The organism is Streptomyces africanus (genome assembly GCF_030816955.1).
GTDB lineage: Bacteria > Actinomycetota > Actinomycetes > Streptomycetales > Streptomycetaceae > Streptomyces > Streptomyces africanus.
Genome location: NZ_JAUSYP010000001.1, coordinates 5,643,931 through 5,659,468, shown reverse-complemented (window position 1 = coordinate 5,659,468; position 15,538 = coordinate 5,643,931). Strand labels below are relative to the sequence as shown.

General features: G+C 66.2%; 19 protein-coding genes. 1 reads left to right on the top strand and 18 read right to left on the bottom strand.

What is annotated here, in order from left to right; translation table 11 throughout:
- Positions 1-20 precede the first annotated feature (20 nt).
- The 8 genes from QF034_RS26400 to QF034_RS26365 all read right to left on the bottom strand — a co-directional run bounded on the left by QF034_RS26400 (position 21) and on the right by QF034_RS26365 (position 6,653).
- Positions 21-899, bottom strand: a complete 879-nt coding sequence (locus QF034_RS26400; RefSeq protein WP_307177278.1) for an LLM class flavin-dependent oxidoreductase — start codon at positions 897-899, stop codon at positions 21-23.
- A gap of 78 nt (positions 900-977) precedes the next feature.
- A complete protein-coding gene (locus QF034_RS26395) occupies positions 978-1,616 on the bottom strand; it encodes a hypothetical protein (RefSeq protein ID WP_307177277.1) in 639 nt (212 codons plus the stop codon).
- 170 nt (positions 1,617-1,786) lie between these two features.
- On the bottom strand, positions 1,787-2,446 hold the full coding sequence (locus tag QF034_RS26390; RefSeq protein WP_307177276.1) for a hypothetical protein: 660 nt from the start codon (positions 2,444-2,446) through the stop codon (positions 1,787-1,789).
- A gap of 36 nt (positions 2,447-2,482) precedes the next feature.
- Positions 2,483-3,148, bottom strand: coding sequence for a hypothetical protein (locus QF034_RS26385; protein ID WP_307177275.1), 666 nt, complete (start codon positions 3,146-3,148; stop codon positions 2,483-2,485).
- 22 nt (positions 3,149-3,170) lie between these two features.
- The gene (locus tag QF034_RS26380; RefSeq protein ID WP_307177274.1) at positions 3,171-4,514 is read right to left on the bottom strand and encodes a putative T7SS-secreted protein; all 1,344 of its coding nucleotides are present in this window, start codon (positions 4,512-4,514) and stop codon (positions 3,171-3,173) included.
- Complete coding sequence (locus QF034_RS26375; protein WP_307177273.1) at positions 4,511-4,828, bottom strand: DUF6317 family protein; 318 nt, start codon at positions 4,826-4,828, stop codon at positions 4,511-4,513. The genes QF034_RS26380 and QF034_RS26375 overlap by 4 nt, the downstream gene beginning before the upstream one ends.
- Positions 4,829-4,959: 131 nt before the next feature.
- Complete coding sequence (locus QF034_RS26370) at positions 4,960-6,009, bottom strand: hypothetical protein (RefSeq protein ID WP_307177272.1); 1,050 nt, start codon at positions 6,007-6,009, stop codon at positions 4,960-4,962.
- A complete protein-coding gene (locus QF034_RS26365) occupies positions 5,997-6,653 on the bottom strand; it encodes a hypothetical protein (protein ID WP_307177271.1) in 657 nt (218 codons plus the stop codon). Before QF034_RS26365 ends, QF034_RS26370 begins: the two co-directional genes overlap by 13 nt.
- Positions 6,654-6,972: 319 nt before the next feature.
- Here QF034_RS26365 and QF034_RS26360 point away from each other — a divergent pair, with 319 nt between their 5' ends.
- Positions 6,973-7,341 (top strand): DUF192 domain-containing protein, encoded by a 369-nt coding sequence (locus tag QF034_RS26360; RefSeq protein WP_307177270.1) that lies wholly within the window; start codon positions 6,973-6,975, stop codon positions 7,339-7,341.
- 534 nt (positions 7,342-7,875) lie between these two features.
- On the opposite strand, the gene QF034_RS26355 is transcribed toward QF034_RS26360, so the two are convergent.
- From QF034_RS26355 to QF034_RS26310, 10 genes are all read right to left on the bottom strand, one after another.
- Positions 7,876-8,595, bottom strand: a complete 720-nt coding sequence (locus tag QF034_RS26355; protein WP_307177269.1) for a hypothetical protein — start codon at positions 8,593-8,595, stop codon at positions 7,876-7,878.
- A 38-nt stretch (positions 8,596-8,633) separates the two neighbouring features.
- Positions 8,634-8,900, bottom strand: a complete 267-nt coding sequence (locus QF034_RS26350) for a hypothetical protein (protein WP_307177268.1) — start codon at positions 8,898-8,900, stop codon at positions 8,634-8,636.
- 400 nt (positions 8,901-9,300) lie between these two features.
- The gene (locus QF034_RS26345) at positions 9,301-9,945 is read right to left on the bottom strand and encodes a hypothetical protein (protein ID WP_307179978.1); all 645 of its coding nucleotides are present in this window, start codon (positions 9,943-9,945) and stop codon (positions 9,301-9,303) included.
- 235 nt (positions 9,946-10,180) lie between these two features.
- On the bottom strand, positions 10,181-10,444 hold the full coding sequence (locus tag QF034_RS26340; protein WP_307177267.1) for a hypothetical protein: 264 nt from the start codon (positions 10,442-10,444) through the stop codon (positions 10,181-10,183).
- Between the two features lie 145 nt (positions 10,445-10,589).
- Positions 10,590-11,138: a hypothetical protein gene (locus QF034_RS26335; protein WP_307177266.1), complete on the bottom strand. Its 549-nt coding sequence runs from the start codon at positions 11,136-11,138 to the stop codon at positions 10,590-10,592.
- Between the two features lie 671 nt (positions 11,139-11,809).
- Entirely contained in the window at positions 11,810-12,238 is a 429-nt protein-coding gene (locus QF034_RS26330; protein ID WP_442480576.1) for a DUF3592 domain-containing protein, read from the bottom strand.
- A gap of 9 nt (positions 12,239-12,247) precedes the next feature.
- Complete coding sequence (locus QF034_RS26325; protein ID WP_307177265.1) at positions 12,248-12,841, bottom strand: hypothetical protein; 594 nt, start codon at positions 12,839-12,841, stop codon at positions 12,248-12,250.
- 68 nt (positions 12,842-12,909) lie between these two features.
- Positions 12,910-14,436: a hypothetical protein gene (locus QF034_RS26320; protein WP_307177264.1), complete on the bottom strand. Its 1,527-nt coding sequence runs from the start codon at positions 14,434-14,436 to the stop codon at positions 12,910-12,912.
- 44 nt (positions 14,437-14,480) lie between these two features.
- Positions 14,481-14,933, bottom strand: coding sequence for a hypothetical protein (locus tag QF034_RS26315; RefSeq protein ID WP_307177263.1), 453 nt, complete (start codon positions 14,931-14,933; stop codon positions 14,481-14,483).
- A 136-nt stretch (positions 14,934-15,069) separates the two neighbouring features.
- On the bottom strand, positions 15,070-15,510 hold the full coding sequence (locus tag QF034_RS26310; RefSeq protein WP_307177262.1) for a hypothetical protein: 441 nt from the start codon (positions 15,508-15,510) through the stop codon (positions 15,070-15,072).
- Positions 15,511-15,538 lie beyond the last annotated feature (28 nt).

Here is a 15,538-nt window from a genome sequence, read left to right as displayed (position 1 = left end):
GGCCTGGGAACCCCAGGGACCTACGGAACGAGCGGCCGTACTTCCTCCGCGGCGAACCGTACGAAACCCTCGGGGTCCGGTTCGTCGCCGGTGGGCTGGAGGACCACCGTGTCCGCCCCGGCCTCAGCCAGCCGCTCGACGGCCTCGGCGACGGCTCCGGCGTCCCCGGCGACACCGAGGTCCGGAACGGATGCGAGCCCCTCGTCGGCCAGCTCGGCACGCAGCCGGTCGGCCGCGTCGGCCCCGGTGGCGGTGAGCAGATACACGACGACCGGGTGCGGCCCGGCCCCGCGACCGGCCGTCTCCCGCCCCTCCCCGATGAGCTGCCGCGCCTTGCGCACGCCCTCCGGATTGGTGGAGGCGGTGAGAATCGTCCCGTCGGCGGCCTCTCCGGTCAGCCGCAGCGAACGCGGCCCGGTGGCCCCGGCCAGCACGCCGCCCCCGCCACCCTCGGGCGGCCAGTCGAGGGCCACGTCGTCGAGCCTGACGTACCGCCCGTCGGTGGTCACCCGCTCCCCGCCCAGCAGAGCGCGCAGCGCGACGAGATGCTCCCGCAACAAGGTCACCGGCGACTCGACCCGCGCCCCCACCTGCCCCATCCAGTCCTGCACGCCATGCCCCACACCGACGATGGCCCGCCCCGGAAACATCCGGTGCAGCGAGGCCACCTCCATGGCGGTGATGGCAACGTTCCGCAACGGCACGGGCAGCAGCCCGACCCCGATCCGCACCCGCTCGGTCCAGGCGAGGGCAGCGGCGGCGGTGGAGATACCACCCTCCCGAAAACAGTCCTCCCAGAGCCAGAGCTCTTCGAGGCCTGCACTGTCTGCCACTTCGCAGACCGATCGCAGGCGCTCGGGGGCGAGTTGGGGTCGGAAGACGGCGCCGAGTGTGGTCATGGAGCCCTTCATACCCAGTCCGAAAGGCGACGAACAACGCCTGCATGAGCTGAGGAGATGGTCCGGTGGACGCCGGCGTCAGGCGGTCAGACGGACTCCGGCACGGCGGGCCCGCTCCAGCGCTTCGGGAGAAGCGCTCCGCTCCCCGTCGGTACGGGCGTTCAGCCCGGCGAGCTGGTAAAGCACGAACAGGCGTTTGGGACCGGGTACCGCGATGACTCCGGCGAATCGTGGGTCACCCGCGAACCAGATGTCGGCCACCTGAGCGGTCTTCTCGGTCTCATAGCCCCGCCCGAGACGACGACGCCACCATGCGGACCGCGCATGACCGTGAAGGATGATGTGAACACCATCGTCAGGCCGGTCCGGGTTGGGGAACGCCAGCCAAACGTCGCCGAGCTTCGCTCCGGGAATCTGCCCGATCCCGCTCTCCGGGGTCTTGTGCGTCTGCCAGGGATACACCTTCAGGATGCGGCGTGCCTGCACAGCCGCAACGATGTACTGGCGCTGCAGAAATGAGCGATAAAGGGCATACGCGACGACGGGCAGCATGACCCACATCGTCCATCGCCCCACCAGAATCATGAAAACGAAAGCACCGATACATACCGCAGGCCAGAGAATCTGGCCGACAACGGCGAAGGTGAACAGCTTCTTCCAAGCACTCTGAGTGGCGGAATCGCCCCAGGCAGAAGCCGAACCGGTGGGGTGATGCACGGTATCCATTTCACGCCTCGCCATGTTCCATTGGCAACAAGTGCTCTGGTTCTCGCAGAACGGAGTCGTTCGGAAGTGAGTTGGGGGCGAAAGACACCGCCGAGTCCCGCCTCTCCATTCTGCTCTCCCTACCCGGGCCAGGAGGAGACGGACAAGGCATTTCACGTCACCTACACATCGATCAACGGCGAATCGAAACTCGTGAGTTCCGCGATCTGCCGCAGGATCTCGCGGTACTGCTCGCGCCGCCCGATCTCCGGCGTGCTCATCATCAGGACCGCCATGCGCTTGCAGTCCGGGTGCGGGAGGTAGGCGGAGATCTGGAGCAATGGGGTCGGCGGAAGGCCGGATTCGGAAGTCGGCGTGCGCACCGTCTCGCCCATGGACGCGGGACCACTGGGCAGGTCCAAGTACTCGATGTGGGAGTGCTGCTCAGCTGTGGCCACTGCCCGTGCCGCGCTCACCGATCGTGGCGACCAGGCGATGTCTCGCCAGGACACCGTGAAGATGGAATGGAGGATTCCGCCACTGCCGCCCTCCACGTCGTCGCGGTGCACGCCCAGGGAGCAATGGACCGTGCCCACCTCACGCAATGCACGGAGGAGTTGCTGACCCGATGCCAACTGGGCGATGAACTGCTGACGGGTGACACCGTCCGGCATGGCTTCGACAAGCGGAGCGAGCGCTTCTCTGAGCCGGTCCGCCTCGGCAGAAGCGGGCGGGGCGAGGAGAACGTCGAGCGGCAGCTCAGTGAAGCCGCCGGGCACGGCGAACCAGATACCCGAGCTGGGGTCGTGCACGGAATCAGCGATGACGACGTGAGATGTCATGTGGTGGCATTTCCGGAGGGTTGGCCTGGTGAAGGGTCAGGGCCGGGCCGAACGGACGCCGGCGCGGCGACCACGTTCGATGTCCTCGGCGGTGGCTCCCCAGTCCGCGACAGATCGGCGGCCTCCGTCCGATCCCGTCTGCTGGCTCAGGAAGCGGAAGCGGCGGGGCGTCGACTCGTCGGAGGTCGGCGCGGCGATCACGCCGATGAAGCGAGGGTCTCCCGCGAGCCACACCACGCCGATCTGGGCCTTCAGTTCAGGCTTCGCGCGAGGGGCCATCCGGCGATTCCACCAGCCCACTCCCCAGTGCCGGGGAAACACCATGGGCAGCAGCTCATGTGGGCGGGCGGGGTTCGGGAACTCGAACCACCCGTTCTGCCTACCGACGACGTCGGACCGGTCGGCAAGGCCGTGCGGGGCGTCGCTGTACAGACGCCACGGGTATTCCCGCAGGACGCGCCTCATCCGAAAGACGGCAGGAAGGACGAAGAGCTGGAGGAACGCGCGGTAGAAGCTGTACAGCAAGAACGGCACGAAGAAGATCGTGTACCCGGGGGAGAGAAACACCACCAAGATCGCCAGCAAGGCGACCCACAGGGCGACCCAACCAAAGAGAGCGAGCGCATTCGCAGCCAGCTGCTTCGACCAGGCACGCCGGGTCGGCGGGTGCTCCCAAGCAACGGAAGCGTCCGTGGGGTTCATATGAGCTCTCTTATCCTCCGGGTCAGAACACGTACTGGGCGAGATCGATCAGGGCGCCGCCATCCAGGATGCTCCGTGCGCCGTCAATGCCGGTACCGGTGTCCTTCACTCCGTCATTTTCCAGTGAGTCGATCGCGCTGGACGCCAGACCGTACCCGGCGGTCAGGACGCCGAGGGAGGCCGAACTGATCTCCACGACCTCTCCGGCACGGGCGGAGTCACGAGCCCCGCGCACCACCAGGTTCAGGGCCGGATTACCGAGGTCGGAGATGGCCTTGGCTTCACCGACGGTCTTGCTTCCCAGCGTTGTCAGCACCTTCCCGAGGCTGACCGCTTCCTCACTGGCTTGCAGGGCGCGCATCGTTCCACGGACACCCATGCCGACGGCGCTCACACCCGGGACGGCTCCCAGCACGTCACCACCAAGACTGACGACGTTCCCCCAGAAGTCGGAGTCCAACTCACCTTTGGTGAAGCCATCTTTGAGCGAGGCGCGCACGGTAGGGTCGGACAGTCGCGCGGTGAGCGCAGCGGCGCTCAATGCGGCTGCCGCCAGCAGCAGGACGGCTGCGGCCATACCTCCCGTGGCCACGAAAAGGGCCACCAAGCCGATGACGCCCGCGGTGGCGCTCAGGATGTCGGGCAGGTTTTCGGAGAACCACTCGCCGAATTTCTCAAGCGCCCCCGGCTCATGCGGCGCGAGTTTCTTCGTGGCATCGCGAATCTTGTCGGCACGGTACCGGGCCTTGGCCTCGTGTTCCTCGGCGAGCTTCTTCGCCTTGCCGATGATTTTGTCGAGCTCTGCCTGGGCTTCTTCTACGGCGGTGTTCGCACTGCTCAGGTTCTTCTCTGCCTTGTCGTGGCGACTGCCCTTTTCTTCGAGGTCGGGGGCGTTCTTCACCTTTTCGGCATGCCCCTTTGCCGCGTCTACGGCGTCCTGCGCGTCCTTGGCCTCACGTTCGAGTTTCTTCGCCCGGCGCTGGAAATCCTCGAGTTCGCTCTCCCAGCGGTCGAGCTGCCGAGCGGCCTTGCGTACTGAGTGCGCGGCGTTCTTCAAGTTGAGCGGGAGAGGTCCGTCCTCCAGCTGCTCGCGGAAGGCGACGGCCGCATCGCCCCTCCAGTAGCTGCCGTCCATGAGTTTGGTGACGAGCCCATGCGTCTCTTCCAGGACCTTGGCGCAGTTGGTGAGTTTCTTACCCAGGTCGCGGACGGTGTCGGTGTCACCAGGTGTGGGGTTGAAGCCCAGATGGGGATAGTTGGGGTTGGGAATCGACGGAGAGGACTTGAGGCCCTGCGGCAGGTCACCATTTCGGGCAGCGGGCGAGTTGACGTAGGGCGACTGTTCGATTCCAGGCGTGGCCGTCACTTCTTGCCCCCCGCCTTACCACTCCTGGCCTTCTTCAAAGCCTCTTCCAACGCCTTGTCAACTTCTTCGTAGCTGTCCTTGCTCTGTCCGATGATCTTGGCAAGGTCCTCAGTCTGCTTGCCGATCTCCTCAGTACCGTACTTCCAGTCCTCCTGGAAGTCCTCGCATGCCGAATCCAGATCATCCGTGCCCAGACCGGTGACGGTGGCGTCACTCAGGGCCTTGCGAAGACCCTTCAACGAATCGCTCGATTTCTTCAAAAGCTTCATGAAATGCGCTAGTTCGCCGCCGTCCACAGCCAGCCGGTCAGCCATGTACCGCTACCTTCTCCCCATTCGGCACCGCGTCTATGAGCCAGTGACTTTACCCGTGTCACCTGCGAAGCAAGGCGGCGGGCGACCGCCTCCTGAGGAGAGTGATCGCCCGGCCTGGGGTCTGAAGGCCGTCAGCGGTTGACGGACTGGATCTCCTGGACAACGACGTCCTGGTCAGCGCCGAACGTCCCGTCGGGCAGACGTTGTTGTCCCTGGACACCGGTCCCTGTCCAGTGAATCTTCCAGGTGACGGTTGCCCTGAGTTTGTACGAGCCGTCACCGGATGAGCGCAAATATTTCACTCCACACGGTGGAGTCTGGTCAGCCTTGCCCTTTGCGTACCGTTCACCGATCGAGCCATCCGCGTTGATCCGGCACTCGCCCGAGGCGGGATAGGTGACGGCGTCAGCCGTGCCCGGCTCTATCTTCAGAGAGACCGGTTCAGCGGTGGTCGTCGCCTGGATGTCCAGCAACGGGACGCTGGCCGTCACCGACACCGGCTTGAACTTCGCCGCATCCAGCCAGGCCCAGGTCGGCAGGTTCACCTTCGTGGTTTGCTGGGGTGCGAGTTCGACCGTGGTCGAAGGGACCCGGATCTCGGCGTACGCCAGCTGGGCGAGCATCTCGGGCGTGATGGCCTCCGGGATGTTCGCAGGCGGCGGGTCGCCGTTGTCCACCCAGAAAATCGGCTTGGTGCAGTCGAGTGAGCCCGGGGCACCGACCTGGCTCTCGGGGACGTAGGAGTCCCACCAGTAACCTTCGCCCGTCTTGTCCTTGTTGAAGTCCTTGTACGGATGTCCGTTGACATAGCGGTCACGCTGCTGCGCGTCCCACTGGTACCCCGTCGACTCGGACTCCCAGACGGGCTCCATGGTTTTCTGGAGTTGCTCAGGCGTGTACTTCGGAGCGTAGTAGCAGGGGGGCGGGGTCCACGAACTCGTGGAGGTAACACCCCCGGCGGACTCACCCGAGCCGTTTTTTGAACGATCGAAGACGATCACGCCGCTGGCCGACGACGCGAGCGTGTCACCCTTCACAGACCCCGAGGGCTTCGACGTGCTCGTATCGCTTTCGGTGGTGCCGTCGGGAGTGACTTTGGCCCAGGCGCTCGGTGTGCCCAGACCCACAAGGGCCACAGCCAGGGCGAGGCCTCCGAGCGCTCTCCGCTTCACTTCAGGCACTGCTTCGCTCCTGCCGTCGAAACGATCCGGGCGGTCTGCCAGACCCCGTCGCTGTTCTTCTCCAGCCGCGTGTTGTAAAGGATGAAGTCCTCATCGGAGGGGGTGGTGACCTTGGGCTTGTTCGTCTTGAGGTCCTTGGCGTACCCCTTGCTCTCGTCGGCGCAGAACACGACCGAGGCGGCCTTGCTGCCGTCGAGGGTCACAGTCCGGTCGTAGTACCGGATGGTGCCCGTGATGCCGAGGTTGGCCTTCTTGAACTTGTCCACCCAGATCGCGGCTGCCTCCAACGCCCTGCCGGTGTTGTAGAAGTTCAGCGCCTCCGCCTTGGGATCCGTTCCCGCAATCGCCGCGTTGACCGAGCGCATGCGTTCGGCGTTGTCGGCGAGTACGGCGTCCTTGACGGCGTCACCCGTCTTGCCGCCTTCGAAGGTCATGGTCAGGTCGGACGGCAGCTTGATCTTCGGGCGACCGGCGGCCTGCGGGGCCGATTCGCTGGGCGATGCCTTGCCGGCACCGGCATCGGCTCCCGCGATCTTGTCGTTGTCCTTGCCCTTGGAGCTGTCATCGCTCCCGCACGCGGACAGCGTCAGGGCCGCAGCGGCGGTCAGCGTGAGCGCTGCGAGGAGGGTGGGGCGGCGGTTCACGGTCGGCTCCCGGTAAGAGGCGAGGCTTCTCTTGAGCGAACCAAAGCTATACAGCGGCGTAGAGCCGCACCAGGGTGAAGGTTGTCAACTGGCGAGGTGTATGGGGAGGAATCGGCGATTCGTCGAGCAGTTTCAGCAGTAACAGTTGCATAACGCGCCAATCCGTCCGTCAGGGGTGACGACCATGGCAGGCGTTTCAGTCACGAACCAGCAAAGGGCATGGGCCCGTGGGCCCATGTGGGGCCTAGGCCTCTGCGGATACGTTCGGGTTCGTACAGCCCGTTGTAGGTGACAGATGGCGCGGTCGGAGGTGGCCCGTATGGGGCGGCGCTGGGGGGACGGACGCGGGGAGTTGGTCGTGCACGGGGGTGGTGACGGGCCGTCTGTCACTGTTCCTTTGGAGATCGCCACCTCCTATCGCGCCCGGACGAAGGGGCTGTTGGGGCGGGACTCCGTCGACGGGGCGATCCTGCTCTCCCCCGCCAGCAGCGTGCACACCTTTCGGATGCGTATGCCGATCGATGTCGCCTATCTCGACCGTCACCTTCGCGTCATCGACGTGTGCACCATGCGGCCTGGACGGTTGGGGATGCCGCGGCTGCGTGCCCGGCATGTGGTGGAGGCGGAGGCAGGGGCGATGGCGGCGTGGGGAGTACGGGAGGGTGTGTTCGTCGAGGTCATCACGTAACAAAGGTCTCGCCGGTCCGGATCGAGGCCATGACGAGGCTCGACGGCGCCACTACCTGTCAGCCTTTCTGCGGGCGATCTCCGGCAGTTCACTGACACGAATGTGAGGAAGTTGGGCGACCGCGGATCGAGCGCGTCGATCGTGTACACGGGAGGTTCGTCGTCCGACGCGTACAGCCGCGCGCGGACAGACTCTCCTGACGAGGTTGCCAGCCAGTAAGCCGACGCAAGGTCCTCCTCGGCCGGGTAGAGAACGGGAACGCCCAACGCCAGGGCCAGGCGCCGAGCGAGTTCCGGCTCAGCCGGTGCCTCGTCGACCAGGGCGTCCTCCACGTAGATGTCGAGTTCCAACGACAGGTCGCCGCGCAGCGTGATGTAGCCGCACAGGACAGGTGCGGTCCAGTCGCGTCGACTCTGGTCGCCGTCCCGGTCGGCCACATCGACGTCGGCCCGTTCTGTCTTCACTGCCCCGCCAGGGCCTCGGCGAGCGACATGGACGAAACCGGCGGCCCGACCAAGAGGACGTCATAGATCATCAGCGGATCCCGTCGCTCCACCGGTCGAGGAGCATGCCCTGCGCCGCCTCCGCGTTCTCCCAACTCGCCGGACCGTCCGGCTTCACCGACAGGCGCTCCAGTGCCGCCCTGGCCTCTGGGCCACCCATCGCGCCCAGCAGTTCGATGGCCGAGTCGGCACCGATGTCTTCGGCCACGCAACGCTCGGCCAGGCCCACTGCCCAGTCGGCGAAGCGGCCCGGGGCAGGATCGAGAGCCAGCCAGCGGAAGACCGAGTCGGCGATGTCGTCCCGCAACGACGGGATCATGGCCAGCATCACCGCTTCGACGTGCCGCACGACGTGCCGCTGCAGCGGATAGAGCTGCCGTCGGCTCTGCCACGCGCGGACCAACTCGTCCACACCCGACCATGTCACGTCGCTCGTGCGGGGCATGCTCTTCCCGACGGCCTGGTGGAACTCCTCCCACACATGCCACAACAGGCCGGGCGACGGCGGCTGAGGTACCTGCGGAGTCAGTTCCGGGTCGTCCAGGAGTACGGTCACCACCCGCCCGGCTTCCGCCAGTCGCTCGTCGGTGCGGGGCAGTTCGGCGATCCGTCTCCAGTGGCACTCGTCCCAGGGCTGTGGCAGGGACCGCAGCGCGTGGGGCAGGACGTAGTCGCCCTCCGGCTGGCGCCACCGCGCCATCTGCGGGTCCCACCTCTCCTCGGCACTCGGTTCCGTATCCGGCTCGCTCAACTCTGCCGTCCCGCCGCCGTCTCGTCTCCGTCGTCCACTCAGTCGATGCCCAGGTACGCCTTGGCGCTTTCGGGGTCCTTCATCTTCGACCAGTCCATCGTGCCGTTCGCCGTCCGTTCGTCGATGGCACGCTGCATCCTGCCGAGCTGGCCGGCGGACAAGCCTTGGCCCGCCACGTTCACATTCACGTCGTTCTTCGCCATCTCGCCGGCTGCCGTCCGCGTGTCCTTCGCAGGCTTGCCGTTCCGGGCCGGCTTGAACTCGCTGAAGATCGACGTCCAGCGATCCGTCGTCTCGATCTCCACGGTTGGCCTTGCGGCCGGGCTCCTTGCCCGACCATTTCCTGAGCCGCTCGACCTGGTGGCAGAAGTCCGCCTTGCGCGTGGCCGAGCCGGCATACTTTTTCTTGCCACCTACATCGGCGTCCACCTGGGTACCTGGTGCCGCGTCGGCGGCGGCGCGTCGCACGGCGTTGCCCTCCCGCGCTTCCGCCAGTTTGTTGGCGTCGGGAGCGTTCGTGACCTTGCCCTCCAGCGCCGTGGCGGCGTCACCGTTGGCGTTCTTGCGGCGAGCCAGGTCGGCGATGTCGTCAGTGCGGCGGCCGCATCCATCTTTCCGATCTCGCCCTTGCTCGGGCCCGAGTTGTCCTTCCGGTCGACGAACCCGTCGATCTGGACTACCGCCGGTGCGCCTCCGGGGGACGCATCACGGCTGGCACTTGGGACTCCCGCTCTGCGAAACGATCTTCTGGATCACCCAGACACCTTTGTCGTTCTTCTTGAGCGACGTGTGGTAGATGACGTAGCTCTTGGCAGTGACCTTCGTCCTCTTGACCTTGTCGGTCTTGAGGTACTTCACGTATGCCTTGCCCTGGTCCTCGCAGTAACTGAGCGACGCCGTTCCGTCCTTGTCGACGGCCACTTGAGGGGCGTAGAAGCGGTAGGCGCCCGTGACGGCGGCCTCGTGATCGACGTAGTTCTGAATGAACTTCTGCGTGATGGCGGCGGCTTCGTCCTCGTAGTAGTAGAGGTACGGCTTGTCGAGCGCGTCCTGGTTGACGATCGCCAAGTCCACAGCCTTGATGGACTGCTCGCTGTCCGAAAGGATCGCGTCCTTCTCCTTGTCCCCGGTCTCGGGCCAGTCGAAGGTGTAGGAAAGGTCGGACGGGAGGTCGATCTTCGGGCGTTCGGCGGCGGTCGGGGACGCTGAGGTTTCGCTTCCCGGGTCGGCTCCAGCGATCCTGTCGTTGTCCTTGCCCTTGGAGCTGTCATCGCTCCCGCACGCGGACAGCGTCAGGGCCGCAGCGGCGGTCAGCGTGAGCGCTGCGAGGAGGGTGGGGCGGCGGTTCACGGTCGGCTCCCGGTAAGAGACGAGGCTTGTCTTCAGCGAACCAAAGCTATCCGGCGATGGGAGCAACGGCGCCATGAAATGCCCCGTCGGGGGCGGGGAGCGCGAAGAACCACCGCGCTCAGCGTTCCCGGGGGCCGCATCACTCCATGACGGCCCACCTGTCTCACTTATGCCTGATGCTTCTTGGACCGGACCCACATTCCGAACAGGGGTTTCAGGCAGCCGTGCTTCGCTCCTAGTCAGGGAACCCCTCATCGGAACCGGTCACCCCGGCGAACAGCACGACCGGCTCCTCTTTGTCCTCATGACCGACGCTCGCCGCGACCAGACGGTCGCCGACCCGCCAGTACAGGAGGTCGCCGACTTCCCGCAGGACACGGTGGGTCCCCTCGGTCGCCGTCAGCCGCAGATCCACCTGCTCGGAGCCGTAGGTGGCGGCGAGGTGGTAGCCGAAGAGAGCCGGCCAGGTTTCTGTCTGCTCTCCTGCCGGGCCGACCACTCCAGGATCCCTCGCAACTGGGCACGCTTCCCGCGGCCCACGGCAGCCCGGCGGAGGAGGGAGTACAACCCGAACACGCGTTCGTTCGGCCGCCGGGCGGCCCAGACCAGCAGGGCCTTCAGCATGAAGTGCGGAAGGCGTACGGTCATCGGTCCGACACGAGTTGGAGGACGGCCGTTCCGTCCTCCCCGCCCGCCGCCTGGATCACCACCGCGTCCGGCTGGGGACTCGGCCGCCCGGCGGCTCCGAGGCCACCGCACGAGTTTCCGCTGCCGTTGCTGCGGAGGACGGTGATACAGCCCTGCCCCGGGCCACTCGCGCTGCCCTTGGACTGGCCGTTGCCCGACTTCACCGTGTACGCGATGGCGTTCGGGCCGACCTCGGTGACGGACAGGGTGGCCGGGCCGCGCGGACCCTTGAAGGGGATTTTCACCGGCTCGGAGACCACGATTTCGCAGTTGCCGTCCGCGCAGGCGGTGATGTCCCGGCCGTCCGCAGCCGACACCGAGGGCTTGGGCGTGGGCTCGGGACGCTTCGGGGGATCGGCCTTTGACGGCCGCTCACCGGGTGAGGACGGCGACGCCTTCGCGGGCTCGTCCGAGGCGCTGCCGCAGCCGGCCGCCGCCGTCAGGGCAAACAGTGCGGCGAGTACAACTCCGCTTCTGCGCAGTCCGCGTGCTGTCGTCGCGGCCATGGTGTTCCCCCGTGTGCTGTGCTCCGGCGTGCGTGCCTCGGTTCCGGTGTTCGGCAGGCAGTATTCCCTCGAGTCGCTGTCGTCACGCGCCGATGCCCGCGTCTACCTCGTCGAGGATGCATTGACAGTCCTCCCGTGACGGGGACGGAGACATCCTCCTCATGCCCACGGCCCTTCCCGGGAAGCTTGATGGTGCCCCAAACAGCGTGATCCGCAGCGGATTCCAGGTCTTGCGCAGAGTGAGCCCTTCGGTGGCGTGCCAGTCGCTGGCGATTGTGTCCATCCCGGCCATGCCGACCAACAGGCCGCCGTCAGATACCGCGAACCACCGTCTGCCGTCCCAGACCAGCAGCCAGTACGCCAGGCCTCCCCAGGAGCTGCCAGCCAGAGCAGTACCGCGACGGGTCTGGCACCAAGGCCGTTCAGTCTGTGGTGGGTGGGATTGCCCAGGGGCCGTAAGCTGCGGTTTCGCCGGACGTGAGAAGCGGAGCCCCGATAGAACTGGCAGTCGACCAAGAGAATCCGCTCGAAATAACCGGATGCTCCACTGTCCGAACAGCCTGTCCTCAGCCGTGCCGGTCCGGGTAGCCGAAGGCTGCTTCGCGGCAGGCCATCTCGTCGAACTCACCCAGCTTGTGGTACGGCCGACCACAGCGGCAGGGGGTGGGACCTCAGATGAAGCCCCAGTGGCTCGCCAGAGTTCTCAGGGCCACATAGGACATCAGGCCCAGCGGCAGGCCGATCAAGAGTCTCACGTACACCGGTCCCCAGGTGTCGGGGCCCGCGATGGTGGCCCGCTTGCGCGGACGTGCCGGGTCGTAGCAGACACGAACCGGCGCTCCCTGCTCGTAGCCGAAGGCGCCCGGCCGGTCCCTGAATTCGACGGTCTTGCCATCCGCAGTGCGGAAGGCAAAGGTGAACTGAGGGTAGTGGCTGTCGTTGGCGTTGACCGCGAACATCTGGCGTGTGGCGCACCAGCCCTCGGTGCGCTGCCCCCGCAGCACCAGACGGATCACGATCAGCACTCGGCGGACGCACAGAACACAGACCACCGCGCACACCAGACCCGTGATCAAGAAGGCGACTTCCATCACCGTCACGCTGGGCCCCTACTTCTTCGTGTCCTTCAACGCGATGCTGTCGATGATGCCCGAGACGTCTCCTCTGGACAGGGTGCCCTCTTTGGAGTTCACCGTGATGAGGTACGGGCGCTGGCGCGTGTCCACGCCCGTCAGCATCACACCCGCCAGCTCGGTGCCCTTGGGAGGAGTGCCCTTCTTGCCCTTGGAGGTGAAGGTGTAGGTGATCTTCCTGGCCTCCTCCGGCCCGTCGGGCCCGGCCACGTCGATCTCCGTGGTCTTCACCGGAGTGGCACCCAGCTGGACCCGGCTTTCCGCTCCGACAGCCGCCATGTCGGCGGTGTTCATCCCCGTACCGAAATCGAACTCCACGGTCATGGACGCCGTCATGACGCCGTCCTCGGTGAGGGTCGCCCGGGCCACTTCGTACGGGCTGCCCTTCTCTGCGGGGACTTCCTTGAAACCCTTGGGGTAGGCGACGGAGAGCCGCTCGGTGGTCAGAGTGCCCCAGCCTGCTGGAGCGGCGTCCGCCGTGGCGTCGCCACCGCCGCAGCCGGTGAGGAGCAGAGCGGTGACTCCGGCCCCCACCGCCGCCCGAAGGCCACGCTTCGACTTCCAGTCCATCCCTGTTTGCCTCGCTCTTCTCGATCGGCTCTTCCGTCGACTGCCGTGTGCCTGTTGTGCACCCACCCCTATTGCGCGCAGTAGCTGTACGGCACGTAATCACGCTTCCCATTCCGGGGTGCCCCCAGGAACTCCGCGTTGTTAAGCGTTTCGGACTTGTTCTCCATGGTGACGGAGGCACCGATTGACAGGCCCAGGTTCAGCTCGAATCCGTACTCGTGCGCATCGGCCAGGCCATCGTATGTCGTCTTGCTGGACTTGCCCTGGTCGAAGAGCAGCCGGCCGAAGGGGTCCTCGGCGCCCGGGCGGGTGGTGGGCGCGTGGTTGTTCAGCATGTACGAGAACACCGCGCTGCCGTTACCGTTGCCGTCCAGCCACTTCTGGGCGACGGCCCGGTCGGCGTTCCCTTCCTCGCCCTTGGGGAAGGCCAGTGTGTTGGTGTAGATCTCAATCTGACTGGCGCCCGAATTATCCTTACTGGCGGCATTACCACTCTTGCCGTCCTTGCCGTCCTTGCCGTTATGGGTGCCCCCCTTGTCGGAAGTACCGGTGGCGCCGGTCTCCGTGGTCTGGGTGAAGTCGATCCGGACCAGTTCCCCGGTCTTCTGGTCACGAGTGACCGTGATGGTCGCGCTGCGGTTGGCCTGCGCGTGGTCGCCTTTCTGGAAGCCTCCGGCACTCGCGTTGCTGCCCCACTCGCCCTCGCCCTTCACCGTGTAGGTGTAGGACTTGGTGCCTCGGTAGTCGTCCTTGGTGAAGACCACGTCACCGCTGATCTGGGCGTTGCCGTTGATCCCGGCGGAGACAACCCGGTCGTCGCCGGCGTTGACGGACAGCCCGCCGTCCACGTTGCCGTAGGCGCCGATGGAGCCGTAGCTGATGTGGCGGTCCTTGAGCTTGTCCTCGATCCGGTTGCGGAGCTTGTCCTCCTCCACGAGCGGGCCCTTGCCGAAGAGCGCGAGGATGCCGTCACCCATGCTGGCCTCGGCGCCGCCGGGCGAGGTGCGGCGCATCTCGTACATCTTCAGCTTCTCCAGGTCCTCGCGGAACGACTCGGCCTCCTCCTTGCTCTTGAAGACCCAGGTGTCGCCGTTGTTCACCTTGATGCCGCCGCCGAGGTCGACCGAGCCCTTGCCGAGCTTGCCGATCTTCCCGCCGAAACCGCCGGTGGCGCCGATTGACGCGGAGTCGGTGAAGGTGATGTAGATGAGCTGGTCACTGTCGTCGACCTGGCCGTCGCCGTTGACGTCGTACTTGGCCTGGTGGACCTGATCCTGGAAGCCGTATTCGGTACCCCATTTGAGGAAGCCCAGTTTGGCCTTGCTCCCCGCCTTGTCCGTGACGGTGGATATCGCGCACAACAGCGGCTCGTAGTCGGCGTCGCTCAGCGGCTTGTCCGTCGGCCCATTACCGGAGGAGCAGTTGCCGCCGCCACCCAGGACCGAGGCGAACGTGCAGCGGAACCGGTCGGAGACGAAACCGGGCAGGCCCGCGGCGACGAGCGCCAGTACGAGCGCCACCACGACGACAACCGCGCCGAGGTACTCCACAGCAGTGGCACCCCGGTCGGCCTCGGCCCCCGAACGGATCCTCATACGGTGGGACCACCGCGCGACGGCTCTCCGTGCCCGTCGTGTCCTCATCGCTCCCCCTCCTGCAGCCGGTCCACGGCGTAACCCGTAACAGCGCCGACCACCACGACGACGCAGGACATCAGGAAGCCCTCCAGGGAGGCCCGGCCCCAGTGCATGACGATGGTGACGACCTCCGCGAACAGTGGGACCGCGAAGACCGCGGCGAGATGCCGCGGAAGCGAGTCGCGGAACGGTTCCCGGTGCAGCCGCCCCGCGATCCAGGCGGCCAGCGCGACGCACACGGCGTTGGGCAGGTGGACGAGCAGCAGTCGACCGCCGAACGACTCCAGGCGCTCGATGTCGGCGAACGTCTCGTAGTAGTAGGTGACCTGTACGTACTCGCTGATGAACAGCACGATGAGTCCGGCTGCCCAGGCGCGCGTGAGCGCGAAGAACCTCCCTCGTTCAGCGGCCCCGGGGGCTCCACCGCTCCACGGCGGCCCACCTGTCTCACGCATGCCTGACGCCCCTTAGGTCGCTGCCCTGATGTGGTGCGACACCATAGGCATCGGGACACTCGGCCCTCATGGGCCCGGGGACCCATACACGGACCCAAATCCCGAACAGGGGTTCAGTCAGCTGCGCTCCGCGCGCCTATGCGGGAAATCCGTCCGCGGAAGCGGTCACCCCGGCGAACAGCACGACCGGCTCCTCTTTGTCCTCATGGCCGACGCTCGCAGCGACCAGACGGTCGCCGACCCGCCAATACAGGAGGTCGCCGAAGTAGCCGCTCTCGCACAGTTCCCGGAAGAAGGGCGGGAGCTCGTCGTCGTCCTGGTCCAGGAAGGCGTAGGCGTAGTCCTCCATGGAAAGGGACGCATGCGGACCCCACCGGGCGTCCAACGCGGCTGCCAGGTCTTCCAGCTCCGCCTCGAACTCCTCACTGGTCCGGATGAGTTCGTCCCAGTCGTCGTTCGGCGGAGCGAAGTCCCTGCTCTCGCGCAGGGTCACGAGGTGGTAGGCCTCGACGCCGTCGCCGGTCAGGGGACGGGCCAAGAGTTCGTCGATTCGGGCGATGTACTGCTGCACGCTCACAGAGGGGCTCTCACTCTTTCGTCGTTCG

Coding starts and splice junctions, on each gene's coding strand:
- QF034_RS26385 (WP_307177275.1), bottom strand. CDS start 3,148: ATGAACCCCACGGACGCTTCCGTTGCTTGGGAGCACCCGCCGACCCGG.
- QF034_RS26335 (WP_307177266.1), bottom strand. CDS start 11,138: ATGGCCGCGACGACAGCACGCGGACTGCGCAGAAGCGGAGTTGTACTC.
- QF034_RS26375 (WP_307177273.1), bottom strand. CDS start 4,828: ATGGCTGACCGGCTGGCTGTGGACGGCGGCGAACTAGCGCATTTCATG.
- QF034_RS26360 (WP_307177270.1), top strand. CDS start 6,973: ATGGGGCGGCGCTGGGGGGACGGACGCGGGGAGTTGGTCGTGCACGGG.
- QF034_RS26325 (WP_307177265.1), bottom strand. CDS start 12,841: ATGGACTGGAAGTCGAAGCGTGGCCTTCGGGCGGCGGTGGGGGCCGGA.
- QF034_RS26390 (WP_307177276.1), bottom strand. CDS start 2,446: ATGACATCTCACGTCGTCATCGCTGATTCCGTGCACGACCCCAGCTCG.
- QF034_RS26320 (WP_307177264.1), bottom strand. CDS start 14,436: ATGAGGATCCGTTCGGGGGCCGAGGCCGACCGGGGTGCCACTGCTGTG.
- QF034_RS26315 (WP_307177263.1), bottom strand. CDS start 14,933: ATGCGTGAGACAGGTGGGCCGCCGTGGAGCGGTGGAGCCCCCGGGGCC.
- QF034_RS26400 (WP_307177278.1), bottom strand. CDS start 899: ATGACCACACTCGGCGCCGTCTTCCGACCCCAACTCGCCCCCGAGCGC.